The organism is Roseomonas fluvialis, assembly GCF_022846615.1.
Lineage (GTDB): Bacteria > Pseudomonadota > Alphaproteobacteria > Acetobacterales > Acetobacteraceae > Neoroseomonas > Neoroseomonas fluvialis.
On record NZ_AP025637.1, the window covers coordinates 3,269,860 to 3,282,987 of the forward strand.

General features: G+C 70.9%; 12 protein-coding genes. 4 read left to right on the forward strand and 8 right to left on the reverse strand.

Translation table 11 applies throughout. The features are described 5' to 3' along the window. Nucleotides 1-75: 75 nt before the first annotated feature. On the reverse strand, nt 76-1,170 hold the full coding sequence (locus MWM08_RS15920; RefSeq protein WP_244459972.1) for an anhydro-N-acetylmuramic acid kinase: 1,095 nt from the start codon (nt 1,168-1,170) through the stop codon (nt 76-78). Nucleotides 1,171-1,356: 186 nt separating this feature from the next. Between MWM08_RS15920 and tyrS the strand changes: the two genes are divergently transcribed. The 3 genes from tyrS (at nt 1,357) to MWM08_RS15935 (ending at nt 4,541) form a co-directional block, all read left to right on the forward strand. Beyond that, nucleotides 1,357-2,583, forward strand: a complete 1,227-nt coding sequence (gene tyrS, locus MWM08_RS15925; protein WP_244407487.1) for a tyrosine--tRNA ligase — start codon at nt 1,357-1,359, stop codon at nt 2,581-2,583. 105 nt (nt 2,584-2,688) lie between these two features. After that, complete coding sequence (locus tag MWM08_RS15930; protein ID WP_244407488.1) at nt 2,689-3,276, forward strand: hypothetical protein; 588 nt, start codon at nt 2,689-2,691, stop codon at nt 3,274-3,276. A 239-nt stretch (nt 3,277-3,515) separates the two neighbouring features. Then, a complete protein-coding gene (locus MWM08_RS15935; RefSeq protein ID WP_244407489.1) occupies nt 3,516-4,541 on the forward strand; it encodes a Bug family tripartite tricarboxylate transporter substrate binding protein in 1,026 nt (341 codons plus the stop codon). 46 nt (nt 4,542-4,587) lie between these two features. On the opposite strand, the gene MWM08_RS15940 is transcribed toward MWM08_RS15935, so the two are convergent. Both MWM08_RS15940 and MWM08_RS15945 read right to left on the reverse strand, forming a co-directional pair. Beyond that, nucleotides 4,588-5,739 (reverse strand): alpha/beta hydrolase, encoded by a 1,152-nt coding sequence (locus MWM08_RS15940; RefSeq protein ID WP_244407490.1) that lies wholly within the window; start codon nt 5,737-5,739, stop codon nt 4,588-4,590. 129 nt (nt 5,740-5,868) lie between these two features. After that, nucleotides 5,869-6,516 (reverse strand): isochorismatase family protein, encoded by a 648-nt coding sequence (locus MWM08_RS15945; protein ID WP_244407491.1) that lies wholly within the window; start codon nt 6,514-6,516, stop codon nt 5,869-5,871. A gap of 138 nt (nt 6,517-6,654) precedes the next feature. Between MWM08_RS15945 and MWM08_RS15950 the strand changes: the two genes are divergently transcribed. Then, a complete protein-coding gene (locus tag MWM08_RS15950; RefSeq protein WP_244407492.1) occupies nt 6,655-7,530 on the forward strand; it encodes a LysR family transcriptional regulator in 876 nt (291 codons plus the stop codon). A 6-nt stretch (nt 7,531-7,536) separates the two neighbouring features. On the opposite strand, the gene parC is transcribed toward MWM08_RS15950, so the two are convergent. The 5 genes from parC to lepB all read right to left on the reverse strand — a co-directional run bounded on the left by parC (nt 7,537) and on the right by lepB (nt 13,091). After that, nucleotides 7,537-9,762, reverse strand: coding sequence for a DNA topoisomerase IV subunit A (gene parC / locus MWM08_RS15955; RefSeq protein ID WP_244407493.1), 2,226 nt, complete (start codon nt 9,760-9,762; stop codon nt 7,537-7,539). A gap of 74 nt (nt 9,763-9,836) precedes the next feature. Then, nucleotides 9,837-10,574: a DNA repair protein RecO gene (gene recO / locus MWM08_RS15960; RefSeq protein WP_244459973.1), complete on the reverse strand. Its 738-nt coding sequence runs from the start codon at nt 10,572-10,574 to the stop codon at nt 9,837-9,839. 2 nt (nt 10,575-10,576) lie between these two features. Next, a complete protein-coding gene (era, locus tag MWM08_RS15965; RefSeq protein WP_244407494.1) occupies nt 10,577-11,479 on the reverse strand; it encodes a GTPase Era in 903 nt (300 codons plus the stop codon). Beyond that, nucleotides 11,476-12,144, reverse strand: coding sequence for a ribonuclease III (gene rnc, locus MWM08_RS15970; RefSeq protein ID WP_244459974.1), 669 nt, complete (start codon nt 12,142-12,144; stop codon nt 11,476-11,478). Before rnc ends, era begins: the two co-directional genes overlap by 4 nt. Nucleotides 12,145-12,338: 194 nt before the next feature. After that, nucleotides 12,339-13,091 (reverse strand): signal peptidase I, encoded by a 753-nt coding sequence (gene lepB / locus MWM08_RS15975; protein ID WP_244407495.1) that lies wholly within the window; start codon nt 13,089-13,091, stop codon nt 12,339-12,341. Nucleotides 13,092-13,128 lie beyond the last annotated feature (37 nt).

The following is a 13,128-nucleotide window of genomic DNA, read 5'->3' on the forward strand; positions in this document are numbered from 1 at the left end:
GCGCGGCAGGCCAAACGCATGTCGGCGAGGGCCGCGCGCGACCCGAGTCACGCGCATCCGCCGCCGGCCTGAGGCCTACAGCAACGACCCCACGATCCGCCCACCCGTGAGCGGCCGCCGCACCCCGGTCGTGCCGGGGAAGGTGATCGGCAGCCCGCGCGCCACGCGCGCCGCCAGCAGCCCGAAGGCCTGCGCCTCCAGCGCATCGCCGTCCCAGCCGGCCACTTCCACCGGGCGCACCGGTTCCTCGAGCGCCCCTGCCAGCGCCTTCATGATCGCCGGGTTGCGCCGCCCGCCGCCGGCCACCAGCCATTGCAGCGGCGGTTCCGGAAACAGCCGCGCCGCGGCCGCCACGCAGACCGCACAGAAGGCGCAGAGCGTCGCCGCCCCATCGGCGGCCGACAGTTCCGCCGCACCCGCGTCCTTCAATGCGCGGTCGAAATCCAGCCGGTCGAGCGATTTCGGTGGCGGTGCGGACAGATACGGATGCGCCATCAGCCGCCCCAGCACCGCGCCATCCGCCTGGCCGGCCAGCGCGAGCCGCCCCGCCGCGTCGTAGTCCTTGCCGGTGTGCTGGCGCGCCCAGTCATCGAGCGGGCCGTTCGCGGGACCGGTGTCGAAGGCCAGCATCTCGCCATCCGGGCCGAGCCAGGTGACGTTCGCCACGCCGCCCAGGTTCAGGATCGCGAGCGGCTTGGGCAGTGGGGCCGACAGCGCGCGATGGAACACCGGCACCAGCGGCGCCCCCTGCCCGCCGGCCGCCACGTCCGCGCTGCGGAAATCGTAGGCCACCGTCATGCCGGTGCGCTTCGCCAGCGCCGCGGCATCGCCGACCTGCCAGGTGAAGGGCGTGATGTTGCGCCCGGCCACCGGCGGGCGGTGCAGGATGGTCTGGCCATGGAAGCCGACCAGGTCGGCCTCGAGGCCGATCGCCTCGACCGCCTCGGCATGGCGGTCGGTGATGCGGCGGATGGCGTCGAGCAATTCGGGGTCGGTCTCGCTCAGTGTCTCGGCACGGTCGAGCAGCCCGCGCAGGGCGCGGCGCAGCTTCGGGTCGTAGGGCAGCGTGAGGCGCGGGCCGATCCGCTGGATCGTCTCGCCATCCGTCTCGAGGTAGGCGGCGTCCACCCCGTCCAGCGAGGTGCCGCTCATGAGCCCGATGGTTCTCAGCATGCCTTTTGCCGTGATGCCTGTGCCGTGCTAGAGCCGCCTCCGCTCGCATCGGCTCGCTGCAACGCCTCTAGCCTGTTGTTTTCGCGAGCATCTTCACCCGATCAGATGATCCCATCTGACCGGGATCTGCTCTAGCCCCCCTGCCCGTCCGGCGAAAGCCCCCGGAGCATCCAGGACACCACGATGAGCGGCCCGACCAGCGACTTCCTGCGCATTGCCCGCGAACGCGGCTACATCCACCAGACCTCGGACGAAGCGGAGCTGGACGCCGCGCTGAACAAGGGCGGGCTGGTCGCCTATATCGGCTACGACTGCACGGCCGACAGCCTGCACGTCGGCCACCTGCTGCCGACCATGCTGCTGCGCCTGCTGCAGAAGACCGGCGGGCGGCCGATCGCGCTGATCGGCGGCGGCACCACCAAGGTGGGCGACCCCTCCGGCAAGGACGAGGCACGCCAGCTGCTGACCGAGGAGATCATCGAGGCGAACAAGGTCGGCATCCGCCGCACCTTCGATGCGCTGCTCGATTTCGACGCCGGCGCGATGATGCTCGACAACGCCGCCTGGCTGGATGAGCTGCGCTACATCCCGTTCCTGCGGGACGTCGGCCGGCACTTCAGCGTGAACCGCATGCTGACCATGGACAGCGTGAAGCTGCGGCTGGAGCGCGAGCATTCGCTGAGCTTCCTCGAATTCAACTACATGCTGCTGCAGTCCTACGACTTCCTGGAACTGCACCGCCGCCACGGCGCGGTGCTGCAGATGGGCGGGTCGGACCAGTGGGGCAACATCGTCATGGGCGCGGAACTGATCCGCCGCATGGCCGGCGGGCATGCGCATGTGCTCACCACGCCGCTGCTGACCACCGCGTCGGGTGCGAAGATGGGCAAGACCGCGGCGGGGGCGGTGTGGCTGAACCCGGACCGCCTCGGCCCGTATGACTACTGGCAGTTCTGGCGCAACACCGAGGACGCCGATGTCGGCCGCTTCCTCGCGCTGTTCACCGAATTGCCGATGGACGAGGTACGGCGGCTGGGCGCGCTGGCGGGTGCGGAGGTCAACGAGGCCAAGAAGGTGCTGGCGACCGAGGCGACCGCGCTGCTGCACGGCCGCGCGGCGGCCGAGGCCGCGGCCGAGACGGCGCGGCGCGCCTTCGAGGAAGGCGCGGCGGCGGACACGCTGCCCGCCATCACGGCCACGCTGCCCGCGCCCTTCGTCGACCTGGCAGTGGCGGCCGGGCTCGCCGCGAGCAAGGGCGAGGCGCGGCGCCTGATCGCCCAGGCCGGGCTGCGCCTGAACGACGCGGTGGTAGGCGATGCCACGCTGAGCGTGACCGCGGCCGACCTGCGCGACGGCGCGGCGAAGCTCTCCGCCGGGCGCAAGCGCCATGTGCTCGTACGGGCACTGTGAAACCGATCACAGACTAGGATCAGGCGTCTTCACGGACGCTTGAACACGCAATTTCGCCCTCGTTATCATTGCTCCGCGGCCATCATGGCCGGGGAGACCCTCGACATGAGCATCAAGGACGACCTGGTCGACTTCCTGCGCAACGGGCGCGAGATCCGCTACCTCAACTTCGAGGCCTTCGGCTACCGCTTCAGCCCCGGGCAATACGCCATCATTGCCACGGAGGTCGAGAAGGGGCGGATCGCGGTGCCGGACACGACGCTGCTGCCGATGTCGAGTGGCGCGGCGGCATCCTGGAAATACGGCCTGAACGAGTTCTGGTTCCCATCCGACGCCGACATCCCCAACAACGACGCGTGGCGCGCCTTCACGGCGCATGAGGCGACGCACGCGGTCCACGACATGCTCAGGCCGGGCATCATCGCGCGGCCGGTCGCCGAGGCGATCGGCTACCTGGCGGAGGCGATCGCGCGCAAGGTGCAGAAGAAAGGGGCGCTCACGGACAAGAAGGGCGCGGTCGACCCGATCCGCGCCGAAGCGATGCGCGTGGCCAACGCCATCTGGGACCCGACCGGGCTGCACCAGATGAAGGTGTCGGATGCGGATGCCGAGGCGTTCCAGACCATCGTCGGGAACCACCCCCATTATGTGGCGCAGGGGCCGAGCGTGGAGTACCACGGGTTGGAGGACTAGAGCGGACCCCGACCCGGTCGACGCATCGGATCCGGCGGAGATCCTCGCGCAAACAAAACAGTCGGCCGGCAGCGGTTGGGCGCGCGGCGGCGGGTCGGGGCACCTGACCCGCGGCGGCGGGCGACGGCGATGGACAGCCGCGCGCCCGTTGGTGCACCATCGCCACGCCCCGCAAGCGCAACAACCATCAAGGCGCGGAGCACCCAACCCCGGAATCCCTTTCCAGGCAGGAGTGCCCCATGTCCGCTTTGCTTCGCCCGCATCGTCTCTCGCCCCGGCTCGCGCTGGGGTATCTGCGCCGCCGCAGGGTGGTCGGTGCCTCGCTTGCCATGGCGGCGGCACACCGCGCCGTGGCGCAGACGCCCTGGCCCGAACGCCCGGTGCGACTGGTCGTCGGGCTGCCGCCGGGCGGCCAGGCGGACCTGATCGCCCGCGCGCTGGTGCCGCACCTGGCCAGCGCCTTCGGCCAGACCTTCGTGGTCGAGAATCGGCCTGGCGCCGGCGGCACGCTCGCCGCCGCGGCTGTGGCGCAGGCGCGCGACCTGCATGCGCTGGGCTTCGTGCTCGGCGGGCCGACGACCACGGCGCGGGCGCTGAACCCGGCGCTGTCCTACGATCCGGCGCGGGACTTCACGCCGGTCTCGCTGCTGGTGCGCGTGCCCTTCGTACTGGCGGTACACCCGTCGCTGCCGGTGCACGACTGGGCGGGGTTCGTCGCGCATGTGCGGGCGAATCCCGGTGCCGTGTCCTATGCGTCGATCGGCGCGGGCACGCTGACGCATCTGGCGATGGAGGAATTGAAGGCGCGCCTCGGTCTCGATATCGCGCACGTGCCCTATCGCGGCTTTCCGCAGGCGACGCTGGACCTGGTGGCGGGGCGGGTGCAGGCGATGTTCAACGTGCCCTCGGCGACCCTGGCGCATCTGTCGGATGGCAGCCTGCGCGCGGTGGTGCAGACCGGCGATGCGCGCCTGTTCACCCTGCCTGATGTCCCGACCTTCGAGGAGGCGGGCCTGTCCGACACGTCCTTCTTCGGCTGGACGGGGGTGGTGGCGCCGGCCGGCTTTCCACGCGATGTCGCCGATCGGCTGTCCCGCGTGATCCGCGCGGCCTACGACACCGACCCGGCCGCGCGCGCCGGCCTGGACCGGACCGGCACCGAGTTCCTTGGCACCTCGCCGGCGGTCTTCGCCGCCTTCCAGGCGCGCGAGGCGGCGCGCTGGACTGCGGTGATCGCCCGGCTGGGGCTGCGCGCGACGGACTGACGGCCCGCGTGCGACCCAGCGCCCGCGGTCCGCGGCGCCCGCAGGTTCAGGCGATCGCGCCGGGGGGCAGCGGCCGCAGGCTGGTGTGGCGCGATCGTCCTTCCTGGACCGGGCCGCCGAGCGCGGGGTCGTCGCGCCGCGTGGGCGGGTCGCCGCGCAGCACCTCCGCCAGGTCGGCGCGGGCACTCAGGTCGTTGCGGTAGTATTGGTGGTACACCGTGTCCCAGGTGGTTGCGCTGCCGACCTGCAGGTGGGGCTTCTCGGCTTCGGTCTGCAGGCCCGCCACGAAATCCACCACGCGGATGCGGCCCGGCAGTCCCGCCAGGTCGTTCGGCCCAAAATGGCCGAGGCGGCGCTTGTGCTCGTTCGCCGCGGGGCTGGCGAAGGCCAGCATGCCGTCCTTCGCGATGACGACCGTGACGCCGGCGGCCAGCAGTGCGATCCCGCGCAACGGCTGGCGGTGATCGAGCGCGGTGTCGGGAACGTCGGAGGCGACCAGCAGCGCGTGGTCGAAGGTGGCATCGAGCGCCTGGGTGAGCATGCCGTTCTGCATCGCCTCCAGCGCGCAGGCGAGTGCCAGGTTGCCCATGCTGTGCGCCAGCAGCACCACGCGCACCGGTCGCCTGGCCTTGCGCGCCCGGTCGGCCGCACGGCGGATCTCGACGATCAGGCGCGCCAGCGCCGGGCCGGAGAGTTCGGCATCCCGCTGGTCCGCCTGGTACTGCCGCACCACGCCGCCCAGGCCGAGCACCAGCAATTGCGGGTCGATGACGCGCCCGTCCGACGGCCAGGAGAAGGCGAGCGGGACCAGCCGCACGCCGGCGCCGTCGTAGAATTCGGCGATCTGCGCCGCGCGGCCAACCGCCGAGTTGAAGCTGTTCGAGAAGCCATGGATGAAGAACAGCGCGATGGCATCCTGCGCATGCGCGTCGCGCAGCCAGGCGTCGAGCGCACGCGCGGCGGAGCCCTTGGCGGGATCGGCGAAATCATCCTCGCCGATGATGTCGGGCGGGGCGAGCGGATGGCGCGTCGTCTCGGTATCCCCCGGCGCGGCGAGCGACTGCATCGCGATCTGGCCGAGCCAGAGTTGCCGGCCATCCGGCGGCGCCGGGCTGAAGGCGTCGAAGCCGACCGACAGCCGCGCGCGGTTGGTGGCGAAGTGGACGGTGCGGCTGGCGGCTGGATGGGATGCGGACATGGTCGCCTCCTTCCCTTTCCGGAAGGATGCGGGCGCCGGATGCGCCGGCGCAAGCGCGTTCCGCGCGGCGTGGCGCGGCTCGTGACCAGGCTCACGCGGCGGCGGTCGCCGCGCCCGCCGCGCGCACCGTCAGCCTTGCGTCGGCAACTGCATCCCGTGCCCGTCAGGCGTGGTGTCCCGTACCTGGCCGATGGTCGAGGCCGGCCAGTGCTGCTGGATGATGCCCATCATCCCCTGGCCGTAGGGGCCGGCAAAGTCGGTGCCCAGTTCGGTCAGCGTGTTGAGCCACCCGCTGACCACCGCGCCGGCATCGCGCAGCCGGTCGATCGCGGTCGCTTCGGCCAGCGCGCTGTTGCTGCCCGAGACATCCGCGACGACCTGCACGTTGTAGCCCGCGCGCAGCAGGTCGAGCGCGGTATGCAGCGTGCAGTTGTCGATCGAGATGCCGCCGATGATGACGTCGCGACGACCGGTGGAGGCCAGCCAGGTCATGAAGGCGCTGGTGCAGCCGCTCGGGGTCGTGCGCGGGAAGGTCGAGGCCCCCGCGTCGATGAGCGTGCGGATCTCGGGGAGGAAGGTGCCGTAGTACTGGTTCTCCTCGCCGAACACCGCGGTCGGCAGGGCAAAGAGCGGCGACATCTTCGCGAAGGCCTGGATGTTGTTGCGGAACACCTTGCCGGGGATGGTGGTGATCAGGTTGTCGAGGCCGGTGACGTAGTCGACATAGGCGATCACCGCGCTGTCGGGTGTCATGCGCCGCAGGGCTGCTGTCGTCATTGGGGGTGCCTCGATGTCGTTGAATGTTGCGAGTGTCGGGCGCGGGCGCCTTCCATGCCGCGACATGGGTTGCCCCGGTCCGATGCGGCAGGCGCGAAAGCGGGACGGCGCGTTCCGGTCCGGGAACGGGGCGCGCGCTTGAACAGCGACGACCTGCGCATCTTCGTCGCGGTCGCGGAGGCGAAGGGCGTCTCACGCGCAGCGGCACGGCTCGGCCTGCCGAAATCCTCCGTCAGCCGGCAGGTGACGCGGCTGGAGGCGGAGGCCGGCGCGATCCTGTTCGAACGCGGCCGCGGCGGCGTGCGGCTGACCGATGCCGGACATGCGCTGTTCGACCAGGCTGTGCGCGTGGGGCAGTTGATCGAGGGCGCGGCGGCTTCCGTGCAGGCGGCGCTGGCAGCACCGCGCGGCGTGCTGCGGGTGAACGTGCCGCACCTTTTCGCCACGCAGTTCCTCGCACCACGCCTGCCTGACTTCCTGCGCGACTGCCCGGAGGTCGAGCTGGTGATCGACGTGTCCCACGCGCCGGCCGGGGCCATGGCGCCGGAGACGGATGTGGTGGTCCGCGTCGGGCCGCTCGAGGACAGCGCGCTGATTGCGCGCAAGCTGGGGGTGAGCGAGTTGCGGCTCTATGCGGCGCCGCAGGCGCTGGGGAGGCTCTCGCCGCGCCGCGCCGGCGCGCTGCTGGCCGAGGCCGGGCTGGTGGAGGCGGTGGCGCTCGGGCAGTACCGCAGCGTCGTAGGCTTCGCCGGGGGACGCGCGTCGCGCCGCGTGCAGGTCCAGGAACCGCTCGCGCGGATGGCGCTGGTGCTGGCGGGCGCCGGTGCCGCCTGGCTGCCCGCCTTCCTGTGCCGCGACGCGGTGGCACAGGGGCGGCTGGTCGACCTCGCACCCGGTGACGCGCGCGGGCCGATCGACCTGCACGCGCTGTTCCCGGCGCACCTTGCCGCCAGTCCCAAGGTGCGTGCCTTCATCGGATTCCTTGCCGGGGCGATGGGGCCGCTGCGCGGATAGCGCGCGCTATTCGAACCGGTTGCCGCGGGGGAAGCCGTTCGGCGGCGCCTTGCCCGCGCCGGCGCGGTTGCCGAGCCAGGGCCGCAGGTCGGCTTCGGTTCGGGTGCGTTCGCCGAGCGTCCAGGACAGGCCATCGGCGCGGTTGAACACCTTCGCATCCGACAGCCCGCCATCGCGATAGGCCTGCAGCTGCACGCCGCGGCCGCGCGACATCTCGGGCACCTGGTCGATCGGGAAGACCAGCAGCTTCCGGTTCTCGCCGATCACGGCGACGGTGTCGCCATCGGCAGGCACGCAGAGCGCGGCTTCGGTCGGCGGGTCGATGTTCATCACCTGCTTGCCGGTGCGCTTTTCGGCCAGCAGGTCCTCGCCCTTCACGATGAAGCCCTTGCCGTCGGAGGCGGCGACCAGGAAACGCTGGCCGTCACGATGGACGAACATGGCGACGACCGCGTCCTCGTTCGTGAGGTCCACGATCAGGCGCACCGGCTGGCCGTCCCCGCGCCCGCGCGGCAGGCTGTCGGCCTTGATGGTGTAGGCCTTGCCGTTGGTGGCGAAGACCACGATGCGGTCGGTCGTTTCTGTGTGCAGGGCGACCAGCAGGCTGTCGCCTTCCTTGAAGCGGATCTCGCCGTCCAGCGGGATGTGGCCCTTCTGGGCCCGGATCCAGCCTTTCTCGGACAGGATAACGGTGATGGGTTCGCGTTCGACGAAGGCGGCCTCGTCGACCAGCACGGCGGGCAGGATACGGCCGGTTTCGGTACGCCGCTTGCCGAGCGGACCGTCGCCGAAGGCCGCGCGCGTCGCGGCGATTTCCTCGGCGATCGCGGCCCAGCGCTTGGCGTCCGAGCCCATCAGCCCCTGCAGCTTCTTCTGTTCGGCGCTGAGCTTCTTGTGCTCCTTCCTGATCTCCATTTCCTCGAGCTTGCGCAGGGAGCGCAGGCGCATGTTGAGGATGGAATCGGCCTGGAGTTCGCTCAGCGAGAAGGTCGCCATCAGGACCGGCCTGGGCTCGTCCTCGGCGCGGATGATGCGGATCACCTCATCGAGGTTGAGATAGGCGATCAGGTAGCCGTCGAGGATTTCGAGCCGCCGCGCGATGGCCGCGAGGCGATGTTCCGTGCGGCGCACCAGCACGACATGGCGGTGGTCGAGCCAGGCGCGCAGTACCTCGCGCAATGACATCACGCGCGGCGTGCGCTCGGCATCCAGCACGTTCATGTTGAGCGGGAAGCGCGATTCCAGGCTGGTCGCGCGGAACATGGTCTCCATCAGCACGGCGGGTTCCACCGTGCGGGACTTGGGTTCCAGCACCAGGCGCACCACGTCGGTGCTCTCGTCCCGCACGTCACCCAGCAGCGGGAGCTTCTTTTCTTCCAGCAGCTGAGCGATCTGCTCGATCAGCTTCGCCTTCTGCACCTGGTACGGAATCTCCGTGACCACGATCTGCCAGGTGCCGTTCTTGAGCGCCTCGCGCTCCCAGCGGGCGCGCACGCGGAAGCCACCGCGGCCGGTCTCGTAGGCCTCGCGCACCGCTTCGGCGGGTTCGACCAGCACGCCGCCGGTGGGGAAATCCGGGCCCTTGATGTGGGCGAGCAGGTCGGCGTTCGGGTCCTGGATCAGCGCCAGGGCGGCGTCGCAGAGTTCACCGGCATTGTGCGGCGGGATCGACGTCGCCATGCCCACCGCGATGCCCGCCGCGCCATTGGCCAGCAGGTTCGGGAAGGCGGCGGGCAGGACGATCGGTTCGCGTTCCTCGCCATCGTAGGTGGCGCGGAAATCGACGGCGTTTTCCTCGATGCCATCCAGCATCGATTGCGCGACCTGGGTGAGGCGCGCCTCGGTGTAGCGCATGGCCGCGGCGTTATCGCCGTCGATATTGCCGAAATTGCCCTGGCCCTCGACCAGCGGATAACGCGCGGCGAAATCCTGCGCCTGGCGCACCAGCGCTTCGTAGATGCTGCTGTCGCCATGCGGGTGATACTTGCCCATCACGTCGCCGACGATGCGCGCGCATTTCTTGAACCCGGCCTCGGGATCCAGGCGCAGCTGGTGCATCGCCCACAGCAGCCGGCGATGGACCGGCTTCAGGCCATCGCGCACATCCGGCAGCGACCGGGCGGTGATCGTGGACAGCGCGTAGGCGAGGTAGCGCTCGGACAGCGCCTCGGCGAGCTTCGTCTCGCGCATGGCGCCGCCCTCGTCCGGCGGGGATTTCACGTCATCGGGCATGGGTGATTCGCGCTTTGTTCGTGCGGCGGGGGCTTACACCGCCAGCCCGGCCGGGGCCAGCCCGGCACGGGGGATCAGCTGGCGCCGGCCAGCGCCGCCACGCGGTCGGCCAAACGGTGGCGCGCCTCGGGCACCGGGCGATGGCGGGCGCCGAAGGCGTCGCGTTCCAGAAAATGCCCGGTCAGGCGCAGCCCGGCATCCCATGCGGCCGCGTCGCCGGGGCTGTCGCCGTCGCGCAGGAAGGCGGGCAGCGGCAGCAGCCGGCCGGTGTAGGGCGCGGCGGCGCCGGCGCTGACCGCGCGGCCAGTGCGCGGGGAGACATGCGTCAGGCCCTCGGTGGTGCCGGTGACCGCGCAGGTGTCGAGGTTCAGCCCGTAGCCGAGTTCGGTCAGCACCAGGGCTTCCCAGCGGATGTAGTCGGCCAGCACGGTCTCGGCGCCACCCGCGAGGTGGGCGATGAGCGAGACCAGCGCGTGGAAGGCGCGCGGATGCGCCTCGCGTTCGGGCAGTGCATCGGCGGCGATGGCGCAGGCCGAGGAGAGCAGCGCCAGCGCCAGCGGGTCGTCCATGGCCAGCGCGGCGGCGGGGTGGACCATCTCGCCGGTCAGGGCGCCGAGCTGGTCCGGCAGGCGGGCGATCCAGCGGGCTTCGATCAGGTTGCCGGGCAGCCAGAGACCGGCTTGGGCGCGCGATGACCCGCCCTTCGCGAGACCGGCGTGGCGGCCGTGTTCCTCGGTGAGCAGCGAGACGACGGCGCCGCCTTCGCCATGCGGGCGGACCTCCAGCACCACGGCCGGGGCGGTCCACTCCACGCTCATCCCGCGTCGTCCAGCCCGATCGCGCGGATGCGCGCACGTTCCTCGTCCCAGCCGGTGCGTTCCTTCACGTTGAGGAACAGGTGCACCGGGCGGTCCAGCAGCTTGGTCAGTTCGATCCGCGCCGACTGCCCGATGGTGCGGATGCGGCTGCCCTTCTCGCCGATGATGATGGCCTTCTGCGTGGCGCGCGAGACGTAAATGGTGCAGTCCACGCGCACGGAGCCGTCCTCGTTCTCGGTCCATTGTTCGGTTTCCACCGAGGCATGGTGCGGCACTTCCTGGTGAGTCTGGCGCAGGATCTGCTCGCGCACGATCTCGGCCGCCAGCATGCGGTTGGGCAGGTCGGTGAGTTCGTCCTCGGGGAACAGGTAGGGGCCCGGCGGCATCGCCTTGGCCAGGTAGTCCTGCAGGCGGTCCACCCCGTCGCCCTTCTCGGCCGAGACCATGAAGGTCTCGGCAAAGGGCAGGATGGCGTTCAGCTCCGCGATCAGCGGCAGCAGCCGTGGCCCGGGGATCAGGTCGGTCTTGTTCAGCGCCAGCCAGACCGGGCGGCGGGACTTCGCCAGGCCCTCGGCGATCTTCCGCACTGCATCGGTCAGCCCGGCGCGCGCATCGACCACCAGCAACGCGATGTCGGCATCCTGCGCCCCACCCCAGGCCGCCGCCACCATGGCGCGGTCCAGCCGCCGGCGCGGCGCGAAGATGCCCGGCGTATCCACCAGGATCATCTGCGCCCCGCCATGCATGACGATGGCGCGGATGCGAAAGCGCGTGGTCTGCGGCTTGGGCGAGACGATCGTCACCTTGGTGCCCGCCATGCGGTTCACCAGCGTGGATTTCCCGGCGTTCGGCGCGCCGACGATGGCGACCAGGCCGCAGCGTGTCGTCGTGGCGCTCATGTTCCTACCCCTGCCAGCCAGGCCTCGGCGGCGGCGAGTTCCGCCGCACGCTTCGTGTCGCCCCTGCCCTGCGCCTCGCGCCCCGCGGCATGCACCGCGACCACGAAGACCGGCGCATGCGACGGTCCCTCGGACGAGACCAGCGTATAGACCGGCAGCGCATGCCCGCGCCCCTGCAGCCATTCCTGCAGGCGGGACTTGGCGGGCAGCGGCGGGCGGGCGGGCTCGGCTTCGACCAGCGGGGCGAAGACGCGGCGCAGGAAGGGCCGCGCGGCATCCAGCCCGCCATCGCGGTACAGTGCGCCCAGCAGTGCCTCGAAGGCATCGGCCAACACGTTGGGGCGCGTCTGGATGCCGGGCCCGCCTGGGTCGGCCGCAACCAGCAGGTCGTCGCCCAGGCCCAGGCGCTGCGCGAGGCCGGCCAGCGTATCGGCCGCCACCAGCGTACCGAAGCGGCGCATCAGCAGGCCTTCGCGTTCGGCAGGGAAGCGTTCGATCAGCCATTCGGCCATCAGCAGCGCGAGCACCCGGTCGCCGAGGAACTCCAGGCGTTCGTTCGATGGCAGCGCGGCGCCAAGCCCGGTGGCGGAGGAATGGGTCAGCGCCTCGGCCAGCAGGCCCGGGTCGCGGAAGGACAGGCCCAGGCGCTGCGCCACCGCCGCCACGTCACGCGGCGGCGGGGCGGCGGACTCACGCGCGCGGCGCGCCACGGGGGATCAGAGACCGTTCGTGAATGCGCCGTTCGGCGCATTCTGACGTCCGGCGCTGGCCCGCTCCCCCACCCGGCCACCCATCAAGGATTCTGACATGGGTGGCCGGGTGGAGGAGCGGGCCGGCGCCGGCATTCTCCAACGGTCTCTCATCGCACCGCCGAGAACAGGCGGGTCCAGCGGATCGCGAAGGGCCAGGCCCAGACCTCGTACCAGGCGGCGGAACCGTCGACCGAGAAGAAGATGAATTCGGCGCGGCCCACCAGGTTCTCGATCGGGATGAAGCCGACCGCGTTCATCGCGCGGCTGTCGAGGCTGTTGTCGCGGTTGTCGCCCATCGCGAAGACATGGCCGTCGGGCACGCGGAATTCGGTGGTGTTGTCGAAGGGGCCGTCGTCGGTGGCTTCCAGGATCTGGTGCGTGACGCCGGCCGCGGTGCCGGCGGCGGGCAGCGTCTCGCGGTACAGGCGCACGGTGATGCGCGGGCCGTCCCCCTCGACCGTATAGGGGCCGACGAATTCGCGGCGCACCGCCTCCCCGTTGATGTACAGCAGGCCGGCGCGGACCTGGATGCGGTCCCCGGGCAGGCCGATGATGCGCTTGATGTAGTCGGTGGACCCGTCGCGCGGCAGCTTGAACACCGCGACATCGCCGCGCCGCGGCAGCGAACCGAAGATGCGGCCGTCGAACAGGTTCGGGCTGAACGGCATCGAGTGCCGCGAATAGCCGTAGGAGAATTTCGACACGAACAGGTAGTCGCCCACCAGGAGCGTCGGGATCATCGACCCCGAGGGGATGTTGAAGGGCTCGAAGGCCACGGTTCGGATGCCGACCGCGATCAGCGCGGCATAGACGATGGTCTTGATGCTCTCGAGCCAGCCGCCGGACTTCTTCTTCGCCATGGGGGGTGTGTTTCGACGGCCTGGTCAGGGGTGGAGG

Excerpts from the sequence above, each read along its gene's own strand:
- tyrS (WP_244407487.1), top strand. The coding sequence starts at position 1,357 with ATGAGCGGCCCGACCAGCGACTTCCTGCGCATTGCCCGCGAACGCGGC.
- MWM08_RS15930 (WP_244407488.1), top strand. The coding sequence starts at position 2,689 with ATGAGCATCAAGGACGACCTGGTCGACTTCCTGCGCAACGGGCGCGAG.
- MWM08_RS15935 (WP_244407489.1), top strand. The coding sequence starts at position 3,516 with ATGTCCGCTTTGCTTCGCCCGCATCGTCTCTCGCCCCGGCTCGCGCTG.
- MWM08_RS15940 (WP_244407490.1), bottom strand. The coding sequence starts at position 5,739 with ATGTCCGCATCCCATCCAGCCGCCAGCCGCACCGTCCACTTCGCCACC.
- MWM08_RS15945 (WP_244407491.1), bottom strand. The coding sequence starts at position 6,516 with ATGACGACAGCAGCCCTGCGGCGCATGACACCCGACAGCGCGGTGATC.
- parC (WP_244407493.1), bottom strand. The coding sequence starts at position 9,762 with ATGCCCGATGACGTGAAATCCCCGCCGGACGAGGGCGGCGCCATGCGC.
- era (WP_244407494.1), bottom strand. The coding sequence starts at position 11,479 with ATGAGCGCCACGACGACACGCTGCGGCCTGGTCGCCATCGTCGGCGCG.
- lepB (WP_244407495.1), bottom strand. The coding sequence starts at position 13,091 with ATGGCGAAGAAGAAGTCCGGCGGCTGGCTCGAGAGCATCAAGACCATC.